This window comes from Foliimonas ilicis, from assembly GCF_039939195.1.
Lineage (GTDB): Bacteria > Pseudomonadota > Alphaproteobacteria > Rhizobiales > Rhizobiaceae > Foliimonas > Foliimonas ilicis.
Window position 1 is genome coordinate 1 of record NZ_JBDUUH010000018.1, and the last position, 25,809, is coordinate 25,809.

Consider the following 25,809-nt stretch of genomic DNA (forward strand, 5'->3'; position numbering starts at 1 on the left):
TTCATCGAAACCCACAACGAGAACCCCACCCCATACAAGTGGGTCAAATCCGCTGACCAGATCCTCGCGTCGGTCAAGCGCTTCTGCCAGAAGACAATGAACCGAACTTCAGATTCAGGTGACTAGGGGTTCACTCCACTTCGGATCAGCTTCTATTGGAAACCGACACAAATGCGAATTTCAATTCATGTAGGAGCCTTTCCATCGCGGACATTATTCGCAATCGTAAATGGCTGAGTGGAACTTAATCGCTACCCAAAAGACCACTTATCGAGAATCCCCCGTCGAGAACCAACACTCGTGCAGTCATGTAACTGGAGCTCCGCTCATCGAGCAGGAAGAGTGCGGCGCCGGCCATTTCCGAGGGACGGCCGTAACGCTTCATTGGGACCCGCGAGCACTAGAGTCGTCTCAATTGGGCCAGGAGCGATCGCGTTGACCCTAACGCCGTGCGTAGCAAACTCCACGGCCATGATCTGCGTCATCATCAGCATTCCTGCTTTCGAGGAACCGTATGCAACCCGACTGACGCTCGCACGGATTCCGGAAATGGAAGCGATGCGCCATCTATCAGCGCCTGAATGGCGGATGCACTCTCACCTGACCAGTCGTTGAAGGGATAGACTTCGCTCAATCCCAACAGTCTAAAACCGCGCTCACGCGCCATCGCTCCTGCCTCTGCCGGAGCGATACCGTCGAACAGGGGGCGACCGAGATCGTTGCGCGGTTCGACGCCCAGACAGCCAAGCACTTGCGCCAAGTTCAGGAACGCCTCGTAGGACAGTGCGGTGCGGTCTTTTGATTGAGCGCTCTTTTGATCACTTCGCGTCACGCTCCATGATCCACTCGACTTCCGGCGCTGGAATGAAGCGCCATTTGCGCAACGGCCCGGCCATGACGTTGAGATAATACATTTCGAAGCCGTAAGGTGCACCACACGGATGATGACCGCGGGGAACGAGAACCACGTCGCCGTCCTTGACCGCCATTGTTTCATCGAGTCGGCCGTCATCGGTATAAACCCGCTGAATTCCAAAGCCGGATGCCGGATTGAGGCGATGATAGTAGGTTTCCTCAAGATAGGTTATCCGCGGAAAATCGTCCTCATCGTGTCGGTGGCTTGGATAGGATGACCAGTGCCCTGCCGGGGTGAACACTTCCGTCACGAGAAGGCTATCGCAATAGTCCTCGTTCTCCATGGAGATGTTGTTGATGTGGCGGGTGTTGGTGCCCTTGCCGCGCTCCGTCAGCGAAATCCCGTCGGGACCGATCCGGCGGGCGGGATGATCCCCCTTTCCCGGCGCTGAGCAGACTGCAATCGTGCAGTCGGTCACGGCAGTCGCGCGCCAACTGGAATCGTTGGGTATATAAAGGCAATGGGGTGGAGTCTTTTTGAAGACATTCATCCGCTCTCCGAGGACGCCCCAATCCTTTCCTGCCCCTTGCAAATCGGCTTTACCCTCAACCATGACGATGATCACTTCGCGGTCGCCGGTCGCTTCTCCGACCCTTTCCCCTGACCGCAGACAATAGAGAGAGAAACCGACATAGCGCCAGCCGGCCGATTGCGGCGTGATCTCATGGACTTTACCATGGTTTCCGAACGGTTTGCGGAGAAGATCTGCCATATCAATTTTCCTCAGTTGAAGGTCCGCTGCTCGCGCGCATTCTGGTTATAATGCTCGCGGGCGCGTTCCAGCCGTTCCGGACCGCCGGCTTGCGGCACTGCGACGTCCCACCAATACCCCCCTGCCCCAGTGCCTTGACCGGCATCCGTGTCGATCACGATAACCGTCGGCTTGGTACGCGAGCGGGCCTCAACGATCTTCTTCTCGAGTTCGGCGATATTAGCGGCCTTTTCCGCATGGGCTCCCATTGATCGGGCGTGGCCGACGAAGTCGATCTCCGGCATCTCTTCGATGTTGCTGTCCTTGTACATGTTGTTGAATTCGGCGCCGCCCGTTTCGATCTGCAGGCGGTTGATGCAGCCGTAGCCGCGGTTATCGGTGAGAACCACGGTAAAGGGCACACGCCGCATCACGGCTGTTGCCAGTTCGGAATTGGCCATCATATAGGACCCGTCGCCAACGAAGCAGATGACTTCCTTGTCGGGTGCAGCGAGCTTAATACCCATGGCACCGGCCACCTCATAGCCCATGCAAGAATAGCCATATTCCATATGATAGCCCCCCTTGGCGGACTGCCAGAGGATTTGCAGCGCGCCGGGCATGGTTCCGGCCGCACACATGACAACGGTGTCCGCGGTCGAAACCCGCTGAACGGCCCCAATGACCTGCGCATCGGTCGGGAGATGGTTGGTCAAACCGGCGTCAGGTGCGGCAGTAACGTCTTTCACGGCTTGGTGCCACCGGGTTCGGGAGCCCGCGTCGAACTCGGCGGCTTTATGATCCGAAAGCAACGCTGTCAGTTTCTCCAGTGTCACGCGAGCGTCGCCCACGACCGGCGTAGCACCGTGCTTTGTCGCATCGTAGCCATGAAGGTTGATCGAGATGAGTTTACGGCCACCGTTCTTAAAGAGCGCCCAGGATCCCGTCGTGAAATCCTGAAACCGCGTTCCGACGCCAATGACGAGGTCCGCGTTTTCGCATAGGAGATTGGCGCATTGCGAGCCGGTGACCCCCGGAGATCCGAAATTTAATTCGTCGGCCCAGGCATTTCCCCCCTTGCCGGCCTGTGTTTCAACGAAAGGAATGTTGTGCTTTCTGGAGAAGGCCGACAGGGTATCTTCAGCATCAGAATAAAGAACGCCGCCGCCTGAAACGATAACCGGGTTTTTTGCGGCACGGATCAGGGCCGCAACATCTTCCACTTCGCCCGGATCGGGCTCAGGGCGGCGGATGCGCCAGACCTTCGGCTCGAAGAAGCTTTCTGGATAATCGAAGGCGTCAGCCTGCACGTCCTGGCAGAAGGCCAGGCAGACCGGCCCGCAATTGGCTGGATCGGTCATCACCGATAGCGCTCGTGGCAGCGCCGTCAGCAGGTGTTCCGGTCTCGCGATACGATCGAAATACCGGACGACCGGCTTGAACGCATCGTTGACGCTGATCGTACCATCATCAAAATCCTCGATCTGCTGCAGAACAGGATCGGGCCGGCGATTGGCAAAGACATCGCCGGGGATGAACAGCACGGGCAAACGGTTGACATGCGCAAGTGCTGCCGCCGTGATCAGGTTGGTCGCCCCCGGCCCGATCGACGATGTCACAGCATGAGCGCGCTTGCGTCGTTTCGTTTTGGCGTATGCGATAGCGGCATGCGCCATCGTCTGTTCGTTCTGGCCGCGCCATGTCGGCAGGGCATCGCCAATGCCGTGGAGCGCTTCGCCAAGACCCGCCACGTTCCCGTGGCCAAAGATCGCCCAGATGCCCTCGATGAAGCGCTCGCTCTCTTCCGTCATCTGTACCGATAGCCACTTCACAAGCGCCTGTGCTGCGGTAAGCCTGATTGTGTTTGTCATGCTGCTTTCTCCCGCGCGGATGCCCGCGCCTTATCCCAGATCGATGCCAGGCGGCCATAACGCTTCGCCATCTCCTCGATGGCAGCCGCGTCTTCGATTTCGTTCTTCATCCAGGCGCGCGCGACGTCGCCGAAAATCGTTCGTCCGACGGCAAATCCACGGACGAGCTCAAAACTTGCTGCCACCTCGAAGCTGGCGGCAAGTTCCGCTTCCGGTGCATCGAGACCAAGCACGACGATCCCGCGCGTATGGCGGTCATTCTTTTCGATGGCCGCAATCGTCTTTGACCATGCCGCGGGCGGCGTCATCGGTTCCAGCTTCCACCAGTCAGGGAACACACCGATGTCGTAGAACTGCTGAATGAGGATCGCCGAGGTGTCGTCATCGACCGGCCCCACTTTCGATGGAATGATCTCCAGCAGGAATTCGAGATTGTTGCGTCGGGATGCCTCGAACAGCCGTTTGACGGTGGCCTCATGGTCGGCGCGGATTGCCGCATCGTCGTCGGGATGACAAAAGCACAGCACCTTGACGACATTGTCGCGCGCCCATTCGTTTAAAGCTCCGTAGTCGCTTCCAAGTTCCGGCTCCAGCGTCAGCGGACGCGATCCTGGCCATTCGCACGGCCGCCCAATCCAAAGGCCGCTTCCCGAGGCGGCGTGCAGCGCCTTCCGGCCGATGCGGTTGTCGCAAAGAATGCCGTAGCCGCGGCGTCCGGCCTGGACCTGAACCGCGACTTGAACGCAGAGTTCCTTGAAGGCGCCACCACGCTCCAGGGTGTAGCCCGGCATCTGCTCAAGCTGGATGCGATGATCGAAGGCGAATATCCGATAGTCCCGCCAATCTTCGCCGTGATTGCGATGACGATTTGTCGACCAGTGGATCTGCTCAAGTTCGGCGTCGTTTCTCAGATCCGCTCGCTGGATCCCATGTCTCAGGAAGAATTCCAGCTCCGTCAGCGACGGATAGGCCGGCGTGCAGCCGTGCCGTGATACGGCGAATGCGCCACAGGCGTTTGCATATTTGAGGGCGGTCGACCACCCTTCCCGATCGAGCCAGCCCTTCAGCAGGCCGGAGAAAAAACCGTCGCCCGCACCAAGGACGTTGAAGACCTCGATCGGAAACCCTTCGCCCGAAATGCCATCGTCGGGATTGTCGGGTATGTCGCCCTCAAACGCGACGGCTCCCTTGGCTCCGCGCTTCAGGACGAGCGTGGCGGCAGACACGGCACGGACGGCGCGCAATGCTGCGATCGTGTCGGTCGTGCCGCCGGCGATGTGAAACTCCGCTTCGGTTCCGACGATCAGGTCAAAGAAGTGCAGATTTGACTGCAGTTTTGCCGTGACGATCTGACTGGCGACAAAGCGGCTTTCACCATCTCCATGCCCGGCCACGCCCCAGAGGTTGGGGCGGTAGTCGATGTCGAGCGCCGTTTTGGCACCACTGTCACGTGCGAAGCCAAGAGCCTTCAGAACGGCAGCCTCAGTTCGCGGGTTCGACAAATGCGTGCCTGTCACAACGATGGCACGGGCCGAGGCGATATAGTCTTGCCGGATGTCGGCCTCGGAAAGCGCCATGTCGGCGCAATTCTCGCGATAGAAGATCAGTGGAAACGTGTCCTCGTCGCGAATGCCGAGCAGAACCAGTGCGGTCAACCGGTCCGGGTCGGTGACAACGCCACCAACGTCCACGCCCTCCCTGACCAGCTGTTCGCGGATGAAGCGGCCCATGTGTTCATCGCCAACACGGGTGATCAGCCCGGATTTGAGGCCGAGCCGCGCTGCACCACAGGCGATGTTTGTCGGGGATCCGCCGATATACTTGTTGAACGAGCCCATATCCTCAAGTCGGCCCCCGATCTGGAGGCCGTAAAGATCGACGGATGACCGGCCGATGGTGATGACGTCGAGTGGTTTCATTTCAAAACTCCCTGCTCAGAATCCGGCGCGCGCCAGAAAGGCCCGGCTGGCGGCCAGATCATCCAGAATGCTGCCGGTGTTGCGCGGATCGCGCTCTTGTTCGATGGTGATATAGCCGCCGTAACCGAGTTCGGTGAGAAGCGCTCGGACGGACTGATAGTCTATGGAGCCACGGCCAATCGGGCACGTGACACCCTTGGCGCAGGCATCGAAGAAACGGATGTGCTCTTCCATGACCTGCGCATAAATCTCGGCGTTGATATCCTTGAAATGGATATAGTCGACCCGATCCCAATATTTTCGAAGCGTGGCGGAGGGATCCATGCCGGAATAAGCCATATGCCCGGTATCCAGGCACAACCCCGCGAGATCGACCGGGATGTCGTCGACGACACGCTGGAGCTCGTCAGCGAATTCGATATATCCGCCCGCATGTGGATGGATCACCGCGCGCACCGCGTACTCGTCGCGCGCCAGCGTCGCGATCGCACGGATATTGTCGATCATGCCGTGCCAGGATTTGTCATCAAGGCGCGGAGCCCGCTCGAAATGGCCGGCGGTGAAGTCGCGCACCTCATGGCCCCAATCCATCACGGTGAGATAGGGTGCTGCATAGCGCTGACCCGGATGGGCCTCAGGCTTGGGTAGCCGTGTGATCAGCACGCAAATCTCATCGGTCTGTCGCAAAAGATTGTCGTGGTTTGCCGGGGAGACGAGGTCATCGAAAATCGTGCCTGCAACGATTTTCAGGCCGCGCTTGTCCAGCGCGTTGGAGACGCGAAACAGATCGAGCGGCAGGTAACCGTAGGGTCCAAGCTCCAGCCCTCCAAATCCGGCCGCCTGCGCCTCATCCAGCACCTTTTCCCAGGCGGGGAGGTGCGGATTTTTGACATCATCGACACCCCAGCAGCAAGGCGCGGTGGTTATGGTGATCGGGTTGGCCATCAGGTCCCTGCCGTGATTGTCTCGAAGGTAAACGACCGGTGGAAGGGTTCGTAAAATTCGAGGAAACGTTGCGTGTGGTCTTTGAGCAGGTGCTCAGCGTATGCCTGCTCATCTTGCCAGGCTTCGATGAACACCAGCCGGTCTGGATTGTCCGTGCAGGTGAAGCAGTCGAATGAGAGACATCCGTCTTCAGCTCTCGTTGCCAATTGGATCTCAGGGGCGCGGGCGAGAATTTCGTCCCGCGTCCCCGGTACAAGCTCGATCGTGACGATGAACTTGTACGGCTCTGTCATCGGCTGATCGTTGCCTGAAGCGCGTCGATCGACGACTGAATGCCGGCGACGGTCGACATCGTAAAGTCTTCCATCTCGAGGCTGACCCAGCCGTTGTAGCCAACCATGCGGACGACGGAGAAGAATTCCTTCCACCATTGTAGATCATGGCCCGCGCCAACGGCGACATAGTTCCACGTGCGGTTGGCGACATCAGTGACGTCCTTCAGCTCCAGAAGGCCGTTGACGTCCGCCAGTCCACGCTCGATGCGGGTATCTTTGCCGTGGCAATGATGGATGGCGTTGCCGAGCGCGCGTGCAGACGCAATCGGATCGGCGCCCTTCCAGAAAAGGTGGCTAGGGTCGAGGTTCATACCGACGCTCGGGCCGACCTCGTTGCGCAGGCGAAACAGCGTTTCGGGGTTCCAGACAAGCATGGCCGAGAAGTTTTCGAGCGCGAACTTCTCCACGCCGACTTCCTTGGCGAGCTTCACCAGTTCGTGCCACAGCGGAAACGCACGATCCTCCCACTGGTAGCGATCGCGCTCCGGCATCTCGTCCGGCCAGCTCTTGGTATAGACGAGCCAGTTGGGAACCATATCGCCGGGAGCAGCTTCCGGCAGTCCGGACATCGTGACGATGGTCTTAATGCCGATTTCGCCGGCAAGACGGATCGTCTCTTCCATTTCCTTGCGATGGCGCTTGCCCATGTCGCCCGGATCGAGAGGGTTGGCCGAGCAATTCAGCGCCGCGATCTCCAGACCCCGGGCCTCGATCTCCTTGAGTTTCGTCTTCAGAAGGCCCTTGTCGGCCAGCAGCTCGTCGGCACGAAAGTGTGGGGCGCGTGACCAGCCGCCCCCGGTCATTTCGATGCCCTCGACGCCGAGCTTGACGCATTTGTCGAGCATGTCCGTAAAGGATAGGTCGCCCATGACGTCGGTGCAGATTGATAGTTTCATGGCATTCTTCCTGTTGATAGGTGGCGGGGACGCGCGCTTGGGAGATGGCAGAGCGTCGGCGCGTCCCCGAGTCAGTTATTTAAAATCAACCCAGGCAGAGCCGGCATCCGCGGAGTGGACGCAGTTCTCCAGCCAGCGCACGCCTTCGGTGCCAGCCTTGATGCCCGGATAGTGATGTGGCTTCAGGAAGGCTTCATCGCCCCGTTTCTTGGCGTCGATGGCCTGAGCGATCCAAAGGTAGATGTTCGACCAGCTGTCGCCGAGCCCTTCGGTGTGCAGCGCGCCCATGCGGTCCACCGCAAGGCTCTCTTCTTCAAGGTAGGGCATGCCGTGGTGCAAGATTCGGTTTGGTTCGCCCTGCACGTCATAGAACAGCTGGTCGGGATGGCTGTCAGACCATTCGATGGACGCCTTGGATCCGACAAAGCGATAACGCTGAGAGCCCATGTTGCCGGCGTTAACGGAAGACACCCAAAGACGGCCACGAGCACCGTTGTCATAGTGCATCAGGACGGTCGCATGATCTTCCAGTGGTGCGCGCGTCGGGATGAACGCCTTGCGGTCGCAAAGCAGCTTCTCGATCTTCAGGTGCGGCAAGACCACTTCGGAGAGGTAATAGAGATGGGTGCCGATGTCACCGAGGACGAAGGTCGGGCCTGCGGTCTTCGGGTTGGTGCGCCACTTCAGCGCTTCCCCGGCGCCAACATCGTCACCGGCATTAAAGCCGTGGGTGTATTGCATGTCGACAATGCGGATCTCACCCAGCAGGCCCTTGGCAACCATGGCCGCCATCTGATGGACGAGCGGATGACCGGTAAAGCCGTAGGTGACACCGACGATAAGGCCCTTCTCGTCGGCAAGCTTCTCGATTTCCTCGCATTCGGCGACCGTGAAGAATAGCGGCTTTTCGCAAACGACGTGGATACCAGCTTCAAGGCACGCCTTGGTGATTTCGTAATGCGTGAAATTCGGCGTCGCGATCGAAACGACCTCGACGCCGTCTTCGCGCGCGGTCTCCTTGGTGATCAGCTCCTTGTAGTCGTCATAGCAACGGTCCGCTTCCACACCGAGATTAACGCCAAAGTCGCGACCCCGAGCAGCATCGAGGTCGAACGCGCCGGCTATCAGGCGATAGGTGCCGTCGCGCAATGCGCCGGTGCGGTGCTTGTAACCCACCTGCCCTGTCCGGCCGCCACCGACCATACCCCAACGCAGAGGCCGTTCTATTTTCTTTTCACCATTGATCATCTCATATCTCCTCCGGCCCTTTGCCGGTGTTTGTGGCAAAGCTTCGCCGTCCGGCGGTAGGGACCCGGCGCCGCTTAAAACGTCTCTTTGAATGTGCGCGCTTGCACGCGTGGCTGCTTTGGTGACCGGCCTGCTCTACGAAAAAAGCAGCCCGGTGATTGCGCTGTCTCGGGCTACGGCTTCTTGTACTTTTGAACGTAGCTCTGCATCTCGTTGCACATGAACTTCCCGGACTCGTCCGCCTTGTCCTCCCAGGCAAAAACGCATGACGTCATGATGCCATCAAAGCCGATCTCCGCGAGCGTGCCGAAGAAATCGTCCCATGGCACCTCGCCCTGACCGATGTTCAAGTGCTGGTGAATACGCGCCTGGGTGCCAGGCGGATTGAGAATGTAACGCAGCCCCGAACTTGCCTTGTGATTGAAGGTGTCGCCGACGTGGACATGTGCGAGCACATCCTTGGCTTCGCGTAGCATCGCCTTGGTGTCGTCGCCGAAATAGAAGGTGTGCGGGGCGCAATAGAGGAACTTGACGTTCTTCGAGTTGACCGTGCGGATGATGTCGAGCGCTGGCTGCAGTGTTTCGCACCAGTCTTCCGGGTGTGGCTCGACGTGCAGGTTGATGTTCTCGCGTTCGAAGATCGGCACCAGCTCTTCCATCGAGCGCCACCAGGCATCTTCACACGCCTCAATCATCGATCCCGTATGGCAGCAGTAGCACGATCCCTTGTCGGGATGCGGGCCACGGCCGAATTCGGAGTTCATTGTGTCGACTTCGAGTTCAATTGCGATCTCGATGGCGCGCTTCCAATGCTTGACGGCGGCTTGCCGCTCGCTCTCGTCGTTGGACGCCCACCGATACATCGGCAGCAGCGAGGCGATCTTGACGTTCTCGGCGGCCAGAGCCTTCTTGAACGACTTGATCCGCTCCGGGAATACGCGGGGCGCCTTGAACCACTCAAGGAAATCGGCGCGGGGCGACAGTTCTATCCATTCGTAGCCGAGCTCGCGGACTTTCGCCGGCAAGGCCTCCAGCGACAGATGGCGGTGCATGAAAGGGTCAAGTGCGATCTTCATGGGTCTTCCTGCTCATTCGATTAATTGGACGCAACAGGTGGAGGATGACCATCGTGGGTCGCGATGTAGTTCTCGATCTCGACGCCCAGGTCGGCCAATGCCTCGCCGCCCGCCATCAGATCGGTAATTTCCTCGCGGGTCTTTTCTCCCTTGCGGAAGTTGGCGGCGACCGCTCCATGGATCAGAACGGCGAAATGGTCGCCGACGGCCATCGCATGGGTCACCTGATGGGTGATGAAGACAACCGCGATGCCACGCCTCTTGGCTTCAAGGACGATGCGCAGCACGTGTGACGCCTGCTTGACGCCGAGCGCTGCGGTCGGCTCGTCGAGAATGAGGACGCGCGCACCGAAATGGACCGCACGCGCGATAGCAAGCGACTGACGCTCGCCTCCCGACAAGCCACCGATCAGACGGTCGCCGTCATCGATCCGGGTGATCCCGAATTCCTGAACAGCCTTGACAGCAATTTCGTTGGCTTTCTTCCGGTCATAGACCCGGAAGGGCCAGAAACCTTTGGTGGGCTCCGCTCCGACAAAGAAAGAACGGCCGATGCTCATCAGGGGAAAGGTGCCGCCGAACTGGTGGACGGTGGAAATACCCATCTGTTGGGCATCGCGTGGCCCTTGGAAGTCCACGGGCTTTCCGTCCATCAGTACCTCGCCGGTATTCGGCTTGTAGACACCCGCCAGCGTCTTGATGAGGGTGGACTTACCGGCTCCGTTGTCGCCCAGGAGGCACAGGACTTCACCGGCGTTGACCTTGAGCGAGATGTCATTGAGAACGTCGATCGGACCGAAGGACTTGTGGACGTTTTTGAGTTCGAGAATTGGAGTGCTCATGACTTTGCTCCCTTCTTCTTCGGCGAATAGGTCAGGGCCATGATGCGGAACGTGTTGTTCATCAACACCGCCAGCAACAGCATGACGCCGATGATCAGGCTCGACCAGTTCCGATCGAACGTCGTGAAATAGATGCCCTGATTGACGATGGCGAAGGTGACCGTGCCGAGGAAAATCCCGACGATGGAGCCAAAACCGCCCGTCAGCAGAACCCCGCCAACCACAACCGCGATGATGGAATTGAAGATGAAGGTCATGCCGGCCGAGACCTGCGCGACATTGAACAGGATCGCCTGACACATGCCGATGAAGGCGGCACTGACAGATGACAACACAAATAGTGTCACAGTCAGCTTGTCTGTCGGAATGCCGGCATTGCGGGCACTGACGCGGTCTCCGCCCATGGCGAAAAGCCAGTTTCCGAACGGCGAAAAATGAACGTAGAAAATGTAGAGCGCTGTCAGCGCCAGCCACCAGAAGATCGTGACCTGGAAACTGCCGCCGACGAAGGAGCCGAACAGCGATTTTGCGACGACGCCGGACTCAGCCGGGCTGAGCGCCACACTTGTCGTTCCGGTGAGCAGCACGGAAAAACCAAGGATCAGCCCTTGCACCGCAAACAGGGTGCCGAGTGTGACGATGAGCGATGGAACCGCGGTCCGAATGACCAGAAAGCCGTTGATCAGGCCGACCACCAGCCCCAGCCCCAGAGCGCCGAGAATGCCAAGCCAGATCGGCATATCGTAGTGGCCGGTGATGATAGCCACTGTGAGAGCGCCGGCCGGAATCATCGCGCCGATGGAAATATCGAGCTCGCCGGAAATCATCAGCAACCCAACCGGGATTGCAATGATGCCGAGGTTGGCGGCAACGTTCAGCCAGCTTGCGGCACCTGCCGGCTTCAGGAACTCGATGCTTCCGAAGATGATGAAGAAGATAAGCACGAAGGCGAGGCCAAGAATGGCGCCGGATTCGGGACGTCGGATAAGATCGCCCAGGGACAGGTTTTTCACGTAATTCACTCCCGGTTTTGGCCGCAGGCGAACCAGACTGACGGTGGATCAGCGGTCGCGGTGCGAATGCACCGTCGATCCGCCGCGTTCACAGCGGATCGATGCGAGACATTGAGTTGCGGTCAGCGCGCGCCCTTCGAAACGCCCGCAAGGGTCGCTTCGATATTGGACTTGTCGACGATCCCCGGTCCGGTCAGCACCGGCGCGGTCGGAAGGTCAGTCCCGAAGTCGATGGAGGAGGCAAGAAGCGTCACGGCCAGCAGCGACTGTAGGTAAGGCTGCTGGTCGATTGCAAAACCCTGAGTTCCGCTGTTGATGCGATCAAGGCCGGACTGATTGAGGTCGAATGTCCCGAGAAGTGTGGTTTCGGTTTTCCCGGCCTGCTGAATGCCGATCGCAGCGGAGTCCGCATCGCCAGCCGAGATCGTGATCAGGCCGTCGATCGCAGCGTCCTGCAGAAGTGTCGCCTTGATAGCTTCTGCGACAGCGGTGGCATCGCCAAAGCTGGTTGCAGGCAGTGGCAGTTGCTTGGCCGAACCGCCCGCTTTGGTGATGCCGTCGATGACGCCCTTGCAGCGCGCCTCCAGATTGGCGGCACCCGGCACGGTGTTGACGCAGAGCACGTTCTTCTTGCCGTTCTTGAAGAAATATTCGCCACCGGCAACGCCGGCGAGATATTCATCGGAGCCGACATAGTTGATGGCGCCGAGCTCTCTGGCCTTGTCGATGCCGCCGGCATTCATCAGGATGACCTTGATGCCCGCAGCGACGGCTTCCTTGATTGCCGGGTCCTCACCTTCGGGAACCCAGTTCGGGATGACCAGGCCGTCGACCTTCTGGCTGATGGCTGTCTGGATGAGCTGAACGACATCAGGGGCAAAGTTGTCGTAGCTCTGCAGACGCAGGTAATTCACCTTGCCGCCATTGGCTTCGACGACAAGCCGCGCATCATCGACACCCTTCTTGATGAGGTTCCAGAACGCGTCGTCGTTCTTGCCGCCAATCACGGCGATACTGGCAGCCATGGCAGATGGTGCGGCCAAAGCAATGACACTCGTTGCAAGCAGAGCTGCGCAGAAGCGCTTAATTCCCTTCATAACTTCTCCTCCCGTTTCTCAATCCTCCCGAGGACTGATTGCGTGTTGATCTGTAGCGCGCAGAATGTCAAAATGAAATTAGCTTGGCGTGTTAGAGCATATTTTGTTTCAAAATATGCCATTCATAAATGACACATAGGAAGGTGCCCATGAACAGGCCCACAATAGCTGATCTGGCGAATACCGCCGGAGTCAGTTTGTCAACCGTCAACAGGCTATTACATGGCACGGGAACCGTGCGTGCCGACACGATTAATCGAGTCCTGGACGCGGCAGACAAAATCGGATTTTACGGGTTGGGAGCGTTGCGCCAGCGCAGGCAAAACAGCCTGCCCCGTCACCGTTTCAGTTTTCTTCTGCAGCAGTCACACAGACCGCTTTACCAGCTATGGGCGGAGGGGTTGATGGCAGCGTCCCACAGAAGGACTGACGCAGTCATTGAGCCCAACGTCATATTCGAAGATGATTTATCGCCGGAAGCTGTCTCAAAGAACCTGCTGGAAATTGGCAAGTCAGCGGATGCGGTGGCTGTCATTACGGCTGATCACCCTCTGGTCAGTCAGGCCATTGACGAATTGCGCGGCAGGGGTGTTCCCGTCGTTGCGTATGTCACCGATTTATCTGCCGCCAGCCGCGCCGGATTTGTCGGCACGGACAACTGGAAGCGAGGGAGGACCGCGGCGTGGTTTATCAGCCAGACGGCCGATGAGCCGGGGAAGGTATTTCCTCTGGTTGGGAGCAACCGCTATCAGTGCCAAGACATCGCCGATGCCAGCTTTCGGTCCTACATGCGGGAGAACGCCCCTGATTTTCAGATCAGCGATACGCTTCTCACGCATGAGGTGCCCGAAAATGCGTACGAGATCGTGCGGCGTTTGGTGACGCAGGAACCGGAGATTAAGGGAATTTTCGTAAATGGCGGGGGAATATCCGGCGTGCTTCGGGCCATCCGTGAGCTTCCACCTGGTCGGCAGGGTAAGGTTCGAATCGTTTGCAGCGATGTGGGCCCCGAGACGCGCAAGGGTCTAAGCGAAGGCCTCATCACGGCATCATTGTGCCACCCGCTGGACAAGATGCCGGCGGAACTCATCGATGTCATGCTTCGACTGCTTAACCGCCCGGACACGTCCTCAATCGAACAACGGATTGTTCCATTTGATATCCTTACGCCGGAGAGCATATGGACGTAGTCGAATATGCCATGGAACCGGCGCTCGTGTCGGTAGTGCGGCCTTCATTTTTCGCACGAACGTTCCGAATGGCAGCGAACTCGTTCTTTCACTCGTCCAACGTGTCTGCTCTTGCTCGAGAGAGATTGCGATGCAATTTCGGCAACCAAGCATGAGCGCCGTGCTTACTCAGTTTCCAGTTCGGCAAGGTGTTTTAGTGGTACCGGTCTGATGGGAGCCTGCGCTGCAAACTGACCCACCGCCTCGATCGGGATACCTCGCCGTTGCGCAATCCTCAGCAATGCCAGGAGACTGCATACCCTCAAACATCATTGCGTGGGTTTAAAGAGCCGAGGCTCCTGCTTTGAGGCGAAGTTCGAAACTTCTCTTGCATACATCAAAGCGGACGATCGAGATATCTGGGTACGGGTAGAGGCTGATGATCTACTGGTTTGAGAGGACACCAAGATGCTCATTGCAAGCCATATCAGTCGCCATATTGCAAATATGCCGAAATGCCTGCTCTGGCTTAAGGGTGGTGAAACGCCGTTCGCAAATTTTCTCTCACGTTAATCGAGAGCGGGAGGCTTAACATAACAACACAACGGTGACCGGCGGCCGATCAATGCTCAGTTGGCTTCAGTCACTTGCCCTGAACGCTTCTTCGCACAAAGTGGCCAATAGCCAAGGGTGAGCGAAAAGCTCGATTTTCAGTTAAAGCCGACTCAGTGACCAACCCGGTGCGACACGAGATCGTAACCGGTTCGAAATGTTACGAGAACAATCGCCGCAGCAATAAAGTCCGTCATGTTCGGCTACCAATTCTCATCATATCCTCCCTTTGGTCTCTCTTGTGGTTTATCCTACCGTGTCGGCATCATCGGCATAGTAAATTTCGGTTACGCGGAAGCGACCGCTAACCCTCCTGCACTGCACGATCACGTCGACCGATATCTTGAGAAGGTTGAGGATATCCTCTCGGTCGAGGTCCTGTCCCCCTTCGGATTCTTTGACCAAGAGTGTCAACTGCTCGAACGCTAGGCTTGGCGAATCCGCATGGACGGTGGTGATCGAGCCGGGGTGCCCGGAATTGATATTTCGGATGTAGTAGAATGCGGTGCCGTCACGCAACTCCTGCAGCAGGACCCGATCCGGGCGCATGCGCAGGCACGATTCAAGCAGATCCTTCGCGCCGACTTTTGCCAACCCCTGCCTGCCTTTCGAATAGAACAGCCGGACATGGTTTGGCTGAGGGATCGTCAGCTCCGGTGTGTCCTCGATGCTAATGAGCCGTTCGTCCTGCGGAATATGCTGGATCAGGGCTTTCGAGATCGTGGTCTTTCCGGAGCCAGTGGCGCCTGAGATGATGATGTTCTTTCGCGCCAATACGGCCTCTTCGAGGAAAATGCGATATTGTCCTCTCCGGTAGCTCGCTAGCAGGGGATCTTCGCGAGAGTTCCGATCCGTGCTGGCGACGACATTCTCGAACAAGCCGTCCGCCTCCAGATCCATCGTGGACAGTGCAACGGAGGAGGGCTTGCGGATTGTAATGGAAACGGCGTCTGGTGTTGTTGCTGGCGGGATGACTATCTGGATTCGCTCGTCATCAGGAAGGGCGGCGGAGAGAAGCGGCCGAGTTTCATCGATGCCTTGATTGGAGAAACTTGCCACCGCTCGCGCCAGCCGCATCAGCTTGTCAAACGTCAGGTCGGGCAATTCGTGACGCCGCCAGCCTGCTGTTCCCTCCGTCAGCACTTCTCCGGGTCGATTGATGACGATCTCGTAGAGGCTCTTGTCCTTCAGGAACTGGTCGAGCGGGAGAAGCAGTTGGCGAACGACACCGGCATCTGAATTTTCCGCCATTGCCGATCCTACTTCGTCACCAAGTCGGATTTTGGATAGAAGTCGCCCATCACGGCGCGGTCGTAGATCGTGTTACGGGGCTCAGTAACCCGCAAGCCGTAGATGCTTGAGAAATCGAGGTCCCGAGCCACGAAGATCGAAACAAGCGAGCCCTGATGCTTCATCAGGTTCGGTGGAATATTGATCGACTGCTCGACGGCTATCGCAGCGGCGTCCTTGCCGGCGCTTGTCATGCCCTGAGCCTGAACATCACTCCGTTGCAGCTCCTGCCCAGCATAGGTTGCGATATCTCCAACCACCGACAGCAGCAGGGCACTGCCGAAGCGCTCCCACCAATACGTATTGACGTAGCCATCAAAGCCGGCGCGACCGATAGCGTCGGTCGCCGGCGACGCTAATGTGATGATGACGCCCGTCGGTGTCTTGGCGCGGTTCCATAGCACGAACAGCCGGCTTTGGCCGCGGCGCAGACCCCCGCGATATTCGCCAACGACCTGAGTGCCTTTTTCCATCAGCACGACGCGGCCATTGTCGGAGAGAATGTCGCGGGTAATCACGCAGCTGGTGAAGCCCGGCTGGTCCGATGACAGTGCGGTTTCGAGCGCGCAGGGGATCGAGGTCCCCATAGCGACGATGAAGTTGCGATTGCCGAGATGTCCGGCCTTCGAGCCTTCCAGTACGGTTGGCTTGAGCATCCGGTTGAAGCGCTGATGCTCGTTCTCTCCTTGCCCTCCTCCGCCCAGGAGACCATCGACTGGAAGGAAATTTTGATCAGTTGGTGTGTCGGACGAGTTGGAAGGCTTGGAAGCGTTGCCTGATTGTCCACCACCGAATGCCATCACCGGTGCCCTTCTTGCCGCGTCAAGCAGTTCATCGACGGGATGCGTCTCGGCCGCCTCGACGGCCGGCGTCGGAAGCTTGATCTCCGGTACGGGCAGGACCACGGGCTCCGGTTCAGCTCGGGCAGGTTCAAACTCCGTCGTCTGGCGGATCACCCCCGACCCCGGCTGCTCGACGTCCTCCTTCGGCCCCTGCCGCATTGACCACATGGCGAAACCCATGAAGGCGACGACCGCCAGCACGACAGCGCCTCGCTTGAGCAACGGATTGCTGTCGACCTTGCGCGCCGCCGAGGTCTGTCCGCGTTCGCCGGGGATCGTTGTTTCTGGCGTATCTGTCATGGCGGCTCCCTTATTGTCCCGCAGCCGGAACCTTCACCACTCGTTCGACCGAGGGCGAGGTGGTATTGGTTCCCGGATTGACGCCCACCGGCGAATAGGCCTCGTTGAAGATGCAGAGCGTGTCCGATCCGCGCCGCAGGATGAACTTGCGGCTGATTGCATGGACGAGAACGAGGTCGCCCTGAACCGTCTTGGGCACCAGGCTTTCCGTCCCGTCCGAGTTCTCTATGTAGATCGCGGGCATCTCCTGATTGCCGCTGAACGCAAAGGTCGTCACCTTGCCGTTATCGTAGACCGCCTGCGGTTCGATTGCGGCGGAGCCTTGCGCCGAATAGCGCCAGTTGCGGGGGCCGTATTGTTCATGGATGCCGAGGACCTGATCGGCATAGCCGGCTTCGGCCGCACGCTTCCTGGCCTCCTCCTCGAGGCGTCGTCGCTCCGCTTCATCGGCCGGATAGCGATACTTCACATAGAAATACGTGTTCTGCCCGGCATCGACCGATCCGTCACGCACCACCAATTCCATCTGATAGCTGCGCTTGGAGCCGTCGCGTCGCGTCGTCACAACCGAGATGTTGGTGGCCGGCTGGTTCTCGCGAGGTTTGAGAAACAGGATGTGGCCGACCGGCGCGACTTCCCAGGCAACGGTATTGCCGAGAGCGACATGAGCGATTTCCTCGTCTGGCGCGAACTCCACCTGGACCGAAGAACGGATCGTGCCGACAATTCGGGTGATATTGTAGGGCTGGTAGCTGACGAAGCGCACGCGATTGTCCTGCTGCGCGCTTGCCGGGATCTCCAGGGCCTGAACAGGGAATGCAGCCAGTGCCGCGATGACGGCTGCGGCAAGGAACGATTGTCTTCTCAATTCAAAGCCTCCGGATCGGCCCGGTACTCGCTCACCACGAACCCAAGCGGGTTCACCAACCGGTCGCTGGAGGAAATTGGGGCATTGGCATAGGAATAGGTGATCGTTGCCACCCAATGGGTCGTGCGGACGTCTTCGCCGGGCGTGATTGTCCGCGTGTAGCGGACTGAAACGACATTGCTGTTGATAATTGAGATCGACTTGATCCCGATGCGGGACGTCGCAGAGCGCCCATAGACGTTCTGCGGCGACTCCGGATTGCCGCCGCGATACACAGCGGCGAAGCGCTGCTGCTCAGCCGCATTCGACATGAGCGAGGCGGTCCGGAAATTCTCTTCTGCCTCCGACCAGACATAACTTTCGCGCGCCCGGACATAGCGAGCGGCAAAGTATTTGGTGACTTCCTCGTCATAGCTGCCGGCCGACGCCGCCATGGCCGACACCACGTCGACGATCCCGGTGGAATTGTCAACGCGGATGACGAAAGGCTCGACCGTCTTGAGCGGCGTCAGCGCGACCACGGCGGCGACCGAGACGCAAGCCAGCAAGCTGGCGACGATAGCGACGAACCAGGCGATGCGTTTCGAACGCTCGGCCGATACCATCCGGTCCTGGTCGAAGCGCCGTGCCTTGTCGAAATATTCCTTGAGACTGTCTGTCGTCACCATGCCCCCTACCCTGCCCGACAGGCGGTGTGAGGGCCGGCTTCATCGAACCCGGCGAAGGCTACGCTCTTGGCAGCTGCATCGGCCGACTGATCGGTGAATGCCAATCCTGTCCCGTCGGTGGCCAGCGAGGATTGCTGTTGCATTCCCTGAGCTTTGTCAGCATCCCAATCCCACATCGAGCGATTGAGCGGCCTTTTCGCATAGCCGTCGCATTTGGGAAGTGGGTAGCTTAGCGTCGCGCAGCCGGAGACGGCAGCCATCAGACCCATCATTGTTACAACTCGAACTATATGCACGCTCAAATACCCCTCATGGTGATGGCGTCAGGCTCCTCTGCCGGTCAGCCGGCGCCAACCCCAACCAATCGTCCTCGTGACAGTGCTTTGATGGGCATCCCGACCGGCAGCAAAGCCGTAGGTGAGCGAGGCACCACCACTCGCGAGCGTCGACGCGATGCCCGGCAGCTGGTAAAAGACATAGAGGGAGGCCAGGCCGATGGCGCCGACAGCGATCGGTCGCATCAGGACGTCGCTGTAGGCTTCGACGGTGGTGAACATTGTCGCGAAGCTGGTGACCAGCAGCGAGCCGACCGCAACGACCAGAACCTGAAGAATGACGAAGTTGGCGAGCTGCCCGATCCATGCCTCGGTGAAGCGCCGTGTTGACTGGAACATAGCCAGCGCAATGAAGATCGGGCCGATCGCCAGAATGATGGCAAGCGCAACACGGGCGTAGAGCGAGACGACATAGCCAATCGAGGCGACGATGAACGTCACAACGATCACGACGAGGCCGGCAAAGCCGGTCAGCGGATCGACCGGCCAGGACGCCTGCGCCCAGATATCGTTGGCGGACTTCTGACCCTTGTCTAGCAGGCTGTCGAAGGTCGTGGCGCTTGGGGCGCCACCGGTGTTCAGGGCTTCGGAAACTTCCCTCGGTAGAACCTCGAAAAAGACGTTGGTCACGTAGGTCTGGTATTCGCCCGCGTTCCTGACCAGCATCAGGATGATGGCGAGCTTGATCGCCCGGAAGGCGAACTCCATGATCGGTTCCTGCACCGATCCCCGGAGGATCAGAAATCCGTACAGGATCACGTAAAGGGTCAGCGCCGCCGTCAACGGACCCGTCACCCACGCGCTGATCCCGCTCGTGCCCGAACTGATGAAGTTCTGGAGCGGTGTCGTGAACTGGCGGTCAAGAAAGTCGAAGACGGTATACATGGCGCTATCCCCCCAGCGCCCTGTTCATGCGCTCGAGCCGGGCCTTGCCCTCCGCCTCTTCGGCGTTACGGCAGTTGGGCGTCTGCCCCAGTTCACCGGGGTTCTCGCGGCATTTTCCGATATGATCGGCGCGCAGGCTCTCGTCGGCGAGAAACTCGCTAACGGTGATTACCTTAGCCGGCGGCGGTTCCGAACAAGCCGCCAGCAATGCCATCATGACGAGAGCCGCGACACGCTTCATTGCGACAGCGCCGTGTTCATCGTGTCGATGCGTTTGCGCCAGTCTTCGGCCTTGCGCTGATCCTCGACCTGGGCCTGCGCCTGCTGGACCATCTGCAGTCCCTGCATGCGCAGGAGATCGGTCTGCAGGAAGGCACTTTCAGCCTGAATGCGCGCCTGGAGATCGGCGATATCCTTGGCATCACTCGCCGAGGATATCTGCTGTCGCAACTGATCGATCCCCTCTATGCGCTTGGTGGCCGCATCGTAAATCTGTTGGCCTAGGCTCATCTGGCCGGCATTGCGGTTCTGGACGCGGGCCAGTTCCTGGGCGTAGAAATCGTTGGCCGAGGTCTGGTAGGTCGAATTGTCACCGAGGAATTTCGAGGCGGAATCGCCGAACGCACCCGAGCCGTTGCCGCTTAGTAGGCTTTCTATTGCCGCAAAGTCTTGCGGCAAGGCCTTACGTATTTCAGGCTGGTTCAGAAGCGACGCAACATCGGCCATATTCGTCAGCTTGTTCAACGATCCGAACAGTTGCTCGGCTTGCGTGATCTGCTGATTGAGCGCATCGAGCTGTGACTTCAGCTGGGTGATGCTCTCGATGTGCTTCAGGATCGCGGTCTGATCGATCACGGGGATCCCCTGCGCGCTGGCGCCGCCGGCCGACAGGACAAGGATGGCGGCAGCCGCCATCATCGGATTGCGCATATGCATCAGCCTGCACTCCTTTGCTGCTGGAAGAGAGGAAGCCAAGCTTCCGGATCGTCGCCGGTCTCCGCCCGGATCGTATCGGCAAGCTCGACGTTGGCGGTGCGGCCGGACAGCACGGCGAGTTCTTCATCGAAACCGCCGAGATTGAGCTCGGCGACGACGCTGTTGTGGCCTTGCTTGACGATGAAGCGGCGGCTCTCATTTGAGAGCTCACGCGCGATCAGCTCATATTCCCGTTCGGTGAGTTTGAAGCCGTCAACATAGTCGGAGCGACTTCCGCGCGAGTTCGGCATGAACACCTGGGTCGGGCACTGCTCGATGATGGTGTGTGCGATCGGCGAGTTAATAGCATCGCGCGGGCTTTGCGTGGCGAATAACATGAGCCCGTTCTGCTTGCGGATGGTCTTGAGCTTATTCTGGGCCAGGTCGCGAAAGCCTTCGTCGGCAAGCGCCTTCCAGAACTCATCGATCACGATGATGATGCGGCGGCCGTCGATCAGCTGCTCGACCCGGTGGAAGAGGTAAGCCATCAGCGGCGTGCGGATCTCCTCGTTATCGAGGAAGTCGGTCATGTCATAACCGACGAACTTGCCACCAACACCGAAGTCTCCGAGGCCAATGTCCTCGATGACATTGTCGAACACCCAGCCCAGCGGACCTCCCCTCTCCCAGTGGCGCAACCGAGATGCGATGCCTTCGGGATCGGTATTGTTGAGGAAGGTGCGCAGCGCGCCGATCGTGCGCCGCTCCACCGGCAGATCGGCGAGTCCATCGATGGCATTGGCGATGTCACGCGTCTCCGCGACGGAGAGTTCCCGGGTTTTCGAGCCGACGAGTTTGGTCACCCACTGCGCCAGGAACACCTTGTTCTCCGGCGTCAATTCCATGCCCTTTAAGGGAGCACAGCCGGTCGGCCGGCCGTTTTTCAACGGCAGATACGTGCCGCCAGCGGCGCGCACGAAAAGATCAGCGCCGCGGTCCTTGTCGAAGAAGACGATATGCGCGTCGAACTTCTCGCCTTGCGACAGGATGAAATTGAGCAGCACAGTCTTCCCCGAGCCGGATGGCCCGCCGATGAAGGTGTTGCCGAGATCGCCATAATGCAGATTGAAGTAGAGCGGCGATCCCGACGCCGTCTTCAGCATGGCAACCGCCGGCCCCCATTCGTTTCCGTCGCGCTGTCCGACCGGGTAGGAATGAAAAGGCGAAAAGGCCGCGAAATTCTTCGAGGTGATCGCGCCCGAGCGGACGCGATAGCGGAAGTTTCCTGGGAGCTGCGCCCACCAAGCTGCTTCCAGCCCGAGGTCCTCGCGCGCGACGACCGCGCCGCCGTTGGTTAGATGAGTCCGGCTCTTGGCCAGATTTTCCGTCAATTCCCTCACCGAGTCTGCGATGACCGTCAGAGTCAGGTGATGGTCACCTAGTACGAAGCGGTTGGATTCCAGATTATCCAACGCATCGTCGAGCTCCTCGAGCTGAGATCCGGCTTTGTCGCCGGCGCTGACCATCTGGTTCTGCTTACGCCCCATTATCGTCTTCGCATCCGACTTCGATAGGAAGGAGAAGCTTTGGGTCAGGATTAATTCATGGGGGACTGTGAGAAGGCCGTCGAACATGCCGGGCCTTGTGCGAGCCGGATATTCCTTGAAACCGAACATCCCAGCATAGCGGCTCGAGCCTTCGTGACGGATCTCGACCGTCTCGCGTCCGACAATGACCCGGTCGGAATAGATCGCGGACGAAACGCAACCCTCTGTTAGCGGGACGGCCTCACGGCGCCCACCCACCAGTTGATGCAGCACTTCGCTCGGCTCCGAGAAGATCATGCCGTCACGTTCCTGAAGGGTAAGAACGCGCGGGCCGAAACGCTTCAGGCCGGCCGTCACATCGACGATCACGTCTTCGAGGTAGTTGAGGGCATCCTCATCAAGCTCGATCCCGCGCCGCCGTGCTTTACACAGTTTCGACAGGAACGCCGCAAGCCGCTCGGCGGGATCCCTGCCCGGGTGCCAGACGAGGCTGAGATAGAGATCGTTGCGGAACAGGTCCTCGCCAATCATCCGGCTTCGGTATTTCTCGTTCAGCGTCCGCGAAAAGGCGTTGGAGAATTCGCCATCGGGATACTCGTTGTCACGTCGCCGGATGATATGCGTCCACAGCGCCAGCCGCTCATCTGCGATGTTGCGGTAAAGCGTGTTGAGGTCCCGGTGCAGCGCGTTGAGGTCGAGCGTGTCGGCCGTTTCGAAAGATACGCCTTCGAGGGCGATGACCACCATCAGGGCACGCGACTCGAGCGCGATCACCCGTTCGTCGATGTGGCGGACATAAGGTATGAAGGTCTCGGGTTCGAGCTCACGGCTTCTGACGGTCGCGGTACTAGGCAAGGCCGAGATCCCTTTCGTCATATCGCCGAACGAGCTTCAGCGGTGTAAGGCTCGATCCGCCCCAGAACCCGCTGTTGCGATTTCTTCCCCGCGTCTCGATCCAGCCGAGCAGCACGCGGAACATATTGTGGTCGTGCTTGACGATGGCCTTGAAGATGACGTGAAACACCAGGCCTACGAGCGCGTAGGCCACCGATCCCGCGACGATAAAGAGGATCGTCGTGAAGATCATATTGATCCCCATCGCCTCCATCGTCACGCCGCCGATCATCGCCGGCCTGGTGCAGGCTAGGAACAGCGTGTCTTCCTCAAGGGGGGTCTGATCGGACACTCATCAGCCTCCTGAGATCATGTTGACAATCTCGGTCGCGCCGAAGATGATTCCGATGCCGAGCACGACAAAGGCCGCCTTGCGGAGGTCGAGGTAGCCGAACATCCATGCGATGCCGACGATGATCACGGCGATGATGGCCAGCAGTCTCGCTACGTTGCCGGTGAGCATGTTGACGATATTTTGCAGCACACTTTCGATCCCGCCCGCCTGGGCGAAGCTCGGCTCGACCAAGGTCAGGGAAAATACCGCTGCCATCACCGCGGTCGCAGCGAACGGCCTTATGCGAGCCGATATGTTCATGGACTCATCACTCCTTTTGCTCGTTGGAAAAGACGAGGACGGAGGAACGCCGCCCCGCATTGTAGACATCCCAGCGCGGCACTGAGGCCTGCGACCGCCCTTGGCTCTTCCCGGCCGGGCCGCTGTCGACCGTGGCGGCAGACGACTCCCCTGCCCTTTCGCGTGTCGGCAACGCCTGTGCCTGTGTTTCGACTATCTCGATGCTGTCGAGTTGGCCGGACAGCCGCTTGCGCTCGGCCAGCACCTTTTTGTCGTACCCCACCATTTCGCCAACGGAAGCATCGCCATTGCCGAAATAGCTCCGCAGCATGACAACCGCGGCCTGTGCCGTCGTCGCGCCGCCTTGGCGGGCTATCTGGTAATAACCCTCAAGGAGCGACGCGCTCGCCTTGATGTTCAGGCAGAAGTCAAATGTGTCGCTGACGGAAAGGCCGAGCCGACCGAGATTGCCGGAATTGATCCCGGCAAGTCCGAGGTCAATATCATGGCCCTCTGCAATCAGGGTCGTGGCGGTCTCGATCGCCTCGGCTCGGGTTTTGGGCTGCTCGGAGAGCGGGCGATCTGTATTGATACGGATGGCAAAGGGTTGGAAGCCGCTCTCGACGCTCAAGACAGCAGCGATTGTTTCCGTGGCGACCTGCGGAGCGCAGGTTTGAGCGAGATCGAGAAAGGCGATCGGCATGGGCTAGAACCACACGCGCTGGCGGCCGGCACCATCAATGGTGACATCTACATATCGGGGCTGTTCGCGCACATGAGGACGCTGGGTGACAAGTGCCTTGCAGGCCCGCTTACCGTCTTCGAAATGCCAAGAGCCCGTTCCTCCTCCATTGTCACGATCGTTGCACATGGCGCTGCTAACGACTTTGGGTTCGGTGGAGATGCAGCCGACTTCATTTCTGCGATCCCCCGAGCGTGTGACCAGCCGGAACCCGGCGTCGCAATAATACGGCTCATAACGAGGCTTCGTCGCTGTGAAGCCCACGCCACTGCAAATCGGAAAGGAACGACCCTTCGCGAGATGCGACCAAAGCCGCTCAATCGGCGGGCGGCACTCGGCGTGTTGCGTTGCGCCACCGGGATTCGAAAGGCAGAGGAGAACCTGGCAACCCCAGTCATCCCCACGCGCAATAGAGTACGAAAGAGTGTACAATGGAAAGCAGAGTATAACGGCAGAAAGTGCCCGAATGACCGCATTGTTCATACAATTCTCCCCGCCAAGAGGCTCCGCGGCTGGCCGCCAAGGTGGTTTCTTCACCTTGTCATACTGCACGATAACGAATAGATAAGAAAATGCCAAGCCCATTAAGCCAACGCTGGCACAACACGGTTTTTGCGACCTTGGCTACGCACGAGATCATGTCAAAGCCCCTGCCCGACGAGACCCCTAATTCGCGTCTTCGTCAGCTAGGTATGATGAATCTCCTCTACACCTTGCAGAAGGCAGATACGGCCCTGACGATAACGAATGTCACGGAAGTCACTGGAATGACAAGGAAAGCGTCGCAGGAGGCTATCGACCCGCTAGTGGTACGCGGGCTTCTAAAGGAGTCCTGGGGCCGCACCTCGATCGGCAGGGGCAAGGCCCGTCAGTATGAGATCGCGCCGGAAATCTTCGAGAAGCTTCAAGGCGTTTACGGCGCCTGATCGGCGCGGGGCAATCATTGATTGTCTGAAAAGTCTTCCATTACATGGTAAAAACGCACAGTATTGATTGCGCTGAAAGGCGCAAGCATACTCCACGACGCGACTCACCTGCTCTCACGGGCAGACTGATTCGTTTCGCGTAGACAAGCCGTGTGATGGAGAAGCTATTCGCAAAAAAGAAACGGCCCGGGGAGTTGGCACTTCCAAGGCCGGTTCACTGAAGTTGGGAAACGGGAAGGACCTCTCGTATCAGCGGACAACGATCCGGAGAGCGATTGAGTCCGCTCTCATGGTCGCGCAACGTGAGCGCGCGTGTCAACCGGCGCGGAATTCTGACCCCATATCGGCGTCCAATCTTCACCCCCCTTATAAACGATCAGCACTTGGCCTGCC

General features: G+C 58.9%; 29 protein-coding genes and 1 pseudogene. 3 read left to right on the top strand and 27 right to left on the bottom strand.

Features of this window, described 5'->3' with window-relative positions:
- Window positions 1–126, top strand: a pseudogene (locus tag ABFT80_RS26505) (IS630 family transposase); the annotation flags it as partial.
- A gap of 118 nt (window positions 127–244) precedes the next feature.
- Here the strand turns inward: ABFT80_RS26505 and ABFT80_RS28195 are convergent.
- From ABFT80_RS28195 to ABFT80_RS26565, 14 genes are all read right to left on the bottom strand, one after another.
- Window positions 245–385 carry an SDR family oxidoreductase gene (locus ABFT80_RS28195; protein ID WP_455190017.1) on the bottom strand — a complete coding sequence of 47 codons (141 nt, stop codon included), beginning with the start codon at window positions 383–385 and terminating at the stop codon, window positions 245–247.
- Entirely contained in the window at window positions 327–590 is a 264-nt protein-coding gene (locus ABFT80_RS28200) for an SDR family NAD(P)-dependent oxidoreductase (RefSeq protein WP_455190020.1), read from the bottom strand. The genes ABFT80_RS28195 and ABFT80_RS28200 overlap by 59 nt, the downstream gene beginning before the upstream one ends.
- A complete protein-coding gene (locus ABFT80_RS26510) occupies window positions 488–832 on the bottom strand; it encodes a hypothetical protein (protein ID WP_347974952.1) in 345 nt (114 codons plus the stop codon). Before ABFT80_RS26510 ends, ABFT80_RS28200 begins: the two co-directional genes overlap by 103 nt.
- On the bottom strand, window positions 819–1,628 hold the full coding sequence (gene iolB, locus ABFT80_RS26515) for a 5-deoxy-glucuronate isomerase (RefSeq protein ID WP_347974953.1): 810 nt from the start codon (window positions 1,626–1,628) through the stop codon (window positions 819–821). The genes ABFT80_RS26510 and iolB overlap by 14 nt, the downstream gene beginning before the upstream one ends.
- An 11-nt stretch (window positions 1,629–1,639) precedes the next feature.
- The gene (iolD, locus tag ABFT80_RS26520; protein WP_347974954.1) at window positions 1,640–3,478 is read right to left on the bottom strand and encodes a 3D-(3,5/4)-trihydroxycyclohexane-1,2-dione acylhydrolase (decyclizing); all 1,839 of its coding nucleotides are present in this window, start codon (window positions 3,476–3,478) and stop codon (window positions 1,640–1,642) included.
- On the bottom strand, window positions 3,475–5,397 hold the full coding sequence (locus tag ABFT80_RS26525; protein WP_347974955.1) for a bifunctional 5-dehydro-2-deoxygluconokinase/5-dehydro-2-deoxyphosphogluconate aldolase: 1,923 nt from the start codon (window positions 5,395–5,397) through the stop codon (window positions 3,475–3,477). The genes iolD and ABFT80_RS26525 overlap by 4 nt, the downstream gene beginning before the upstream one ends.
- 15 nt (window positions 5,398–5,412) lie before the next feature.
- Window positions 5,413–6,342 carry a TIM barrel protein gene (locus ABFT80_RS26530; RefSeq protein WP_347974956.1) on the bottom strand — a complete coding sequence of 310 codons (930 nt, stop codon included), beginning with the start codon at window positions 6,340–6,342 and terminating at the stop codon, window positions 5,413–5,415.
- Window positions 6,342–6,635, bottom strand: coding sequence for a putative quinol monooxygenase (locus ABFT80_RS26535; RefSeq protein ID WP_347974957.1), 294 nt, complete (start codon window positions 6,633–6,635; stop codon window positions 6,342–6,344). Before ABFT80_RS26535 ends, ABFT80_RS26530 begins: the two co-directional genes overlap by 1 nt.
- On the bottom strand, window positions 6,632–7,573 hold the full coding sequence (locus tag ABFT80_RS26540) for a sugar phosphate isomerase/epimerase family protein (protein WP_347974958.1): 942 nt from the start codon (window positions 7,571–7,573) through the stop codon (window positions 6,632–6,634). The genes ABFT80_RS26535 and ABFT80_RS26540 overlap by 4 nt, the downstream gene beginning before the upstream one ends.
- A gap of 75 nt (window positions 7,574–7,648) precedes the next feature.
- Window positions 7,649–8,821, bottom strand: a complete 1,173-nt coding sequence (locus ABFT80_RS26545; protein WP_347974959.1) for a Gfo/Idh/MocA family protein — start codon at window positions 8,819–8,821, stop codon at window positions 7,649–7,651.
- 173 nt (window positions 8,822–8,994) lie between these two features.
- Window positions 8,995–9,897 carry a sugar phosphate isomerase/epimerase family protein gene (locus ABFT80_RS26550; RefSeq protein ID WP_347974960.1) on the bottom strand — a complete coding sequence of 301 codons (903 nt, stop codon included), beginning with the start codon at window positions 9,895–9,897 and terminating at the stop codon, window positions 8,995–8,997.
- Between the two features lie 20 nt (window positions 9,898–9,917).
- Entirely contained in the window at window positions 9,918–10,739 is an 822-nt protein-coding gene (locus tag ABFT80_RS26555; RefSeq protein ID WP_347974961.1) for an ATP-binding cassette domain-containing protein, read from the bottom strand.
- Window positions 10,736–11,752, bottom strand: a complete 1,017-nt coding sequence (locus ABFT80_RS26560) for an ABC transporter permease (protein ID WP_347974962.1) — start codon at window positions 11,750–11,752, stop codon at window positions 10,736–10,738. Before ABFT80_RS26560 ends, ABFT80_RS26555 begins: the two co-directional genes overlap by 4 nt.
- A 122-nt stretch (window positions 11,753–11,874) precedes the next feature.
- Window positions 11,875–12,849 carry a substrate-binding domain-containing protein gene (locus tag ABFT80_RS26565; protein ID WP_347974963.1) on the bottom strand — a complete coding sequence of 325 codons (975 nt, stop codon included), beginning with the start codon at window positions 12,847–12,849 and terminating at the stop codon, window positions 11,875–11,877.
- Between the two features lie 149 nt (window positions 12,850–12,998).
- Between ABFT80_RS26565 and ABFT80_RS26570 the strand changes: the two genes are divergently transcribed.
- On the top strand, window positions 12,999–14,039 hold the full coding sequence (locus ABFT80_RS26570; protein ID WP_347974964.1) for a LacI family DNA-binding transcriptional regulator: 1,041 nt from the start codon (window positions 12,999–13,001) through the stop codon (window positions 14,037–14,039).
- Window positions 14,040–14,876: 837 nt separating this feature from the next.
- Here the strand turns inward: ABFT80_RS26570 and virB11 are convergent.
- The 13 genes from virB11 to ABFT80_RS26635 are packed head-to-tail and all read right to left on the bottom strand — an operon-like array spanning window position 14,877 to window position 24,973.
- Window positions 14,877–15,881: a P-type DNA transfer ATPase VirB11 gene (gene virB11 / locus ABFT80_RS26575; protein WP_347974965.1), complete on the bottom strand. Its 1,005-nt coding sequence runs from the start codon at window positions 15,879–15,881 to the stop codon at window positions 14,877–14,879.
- 8 nt (window positions 15,882–15,889) lie between these two features.
- A complete protein-coding gene (gene virB10 / locus ABFT80_RS26580) occupies window positions 15,890–17,062 on the bottom strand; it encodes a type IV secretion system protein VirB10 (protein WP_347974966.1) in 1,173 nt (390 codons plus the stop codon).
- A 10-nt stretch (window positions 17,063–17,072) separates the two neighbouring features.
- Window positions 17,073–17,930: a P-type conjugative transfer protein VirB9 gene (gene virB9 / locus ABFT80_RS26585; protein ID WP_455190018.1), complete on the bottom strand. Its 858-nt coding sequence runs from the start codon at window positions 17,928–17,930 to the stop codon at window positions 17,073–17,075.
- Window positions 17,927–18,598, bottom strand: a complete 672-nt coding sequence (locus ABFT80_RS26590; RefSeq protein ID WP_347974967.1) for a virB8 family protein — start codon at window positions 18,596–18,598, stop codon at window positions 17,927–17,929. The genes virB9 and ABFT80_RS26590 overlap by 4 nt, the downstream gene beginning before the upstream one ends.
- A 5-nt stretch (window positions 18,599–18,603) precedes the next feature.
- Window positions 18,604–18,870 (bottom strand): type IV secretion system protein VirB7, encoded by a 267-nt coding sequence (locus ABFT80_RS26595; protein ID WP_347974968.1) that lies wholly within the window; start codon window positions 18,868–18,870, stop codon window positions 18,604–18,606.
- 51 nt (window positions 18,871–18,921) lie between these two features.
- Entirely contained in the window at window positions 18,922–19,818 is an 897-nt protein-coding gene (locus ABFT80_RS26600; protein ID WP_347974969.1) for a type IV secretion system protein, read from the bottom strand.
- Window positions 19,819–19,822: 4 nt separating this feature from the next.
- Window positions 19,823–20,059: an EexN family lipoprotein gene (locus ABFT80_RS26605; protein ID WP_347974970.1), complete on the bottom strand. Its 237-nt coding sequence runs from the start codon at window positions 20,057–20,059 to the stop codon at window positions 19,823–19,825.
- Window positions 20,056–20,754: a P-type DNA transfer protein VirB5 gene (virB5, locus tag ABFT80_RS26610; protein WP_347974971.1), complete on the bottom strand. Its 699-nt coding sequence runs from the start codon at window positions 20,752–20,754 to the stop codon at window positions 20,056–20,058. The genes ABFT80_RS26605 and virB5 overlap by 4 nt, the downstream gene beginning before the upstream one ends.
- Entirely contained in the window at window positions 20,754–23,135 is a 2,382-nt protein-coding gene (locus ABFT80_RS26615) for a VirB4 family type IV secretion/conjugal transfer ATPase (protein ID WP_347974972.1), read from the bottom strand. Before ABFT80_RS26615 ends, virB5 begins: the two co-directional genes overlap by 1 nt.
- The gene (locus ABFT80_RS26620) at window positions 23,128–23,466 is read right to left on the bottom strand and encodes a type IV secretion system protein VirB3 (RefSeq protein WP_347974973.1); all 339 of its coding nucleotides are present in this window, start codon (window positions 23,464–23,466) and stop codon (window positions 23,128–23,130) included. The genes ABFT80_RS26615 and ABFT80_RS26620 overlap by 8 nt, the downstream gene beginning before the upstream one ends.
- 3 nt (window positions 23,467–23,469) lie before the next feature.
- Window positions 23,470–23,769, bottom strand: a complete 300-nt coding sequence (locus ABFT80_RS26625) for a TrbC/VirB2 family protein (RefSeq protein ID WP_347974974.1) — start codon at window positions 23,767–23,769, stop codon at window positions 23,470–23,472.
- A gap of 7 nt (window positions 23,770–23,776) precedes the next feature.
- A complete protein-coding gene (locus ABFT80_RS26630; RefSeq protein ID WP_347974975.1) occupies window positions 23,777–24,451 on the bottom strand; it encodes a lytic transglycosylase domain-containing protein in 675 nt (224 codons plus the stop codon).
- Window positions 24,452–24,454: 3 nt separating this feature from the next.
- Window positions 24,455–24,973, bottom strand: coding sequence for a hypothetical protein (locus ABFT80_RS26635; RefSeq protein ID WP_347974976.1), 519 nt, complete (start codon window positions 24,971–24,973; stop codon window positions 24,455–24,457).
- Between the two features lie 155 nt (window positions 24,974–25,128).
- Between ABFT80_RS26635 and ABFT80_RS26640 the strand changes: the two genes are divergently transcribed.
- The gene (locus ABFT80_RS26640) at window positions 25,129–25,416 is read left to right on the top strand and encodes a MarR family transcriptional regulator (RefSeq protein ID WP_347974977.1); all 288 of its coding nucleotides are present in this window, start codon (window positions 25,129–25,131) and stop codon (window positions 25,414–25,416) included.
- Window positions 25,417–25,809 lie beyond the last annotated feature (393 nt).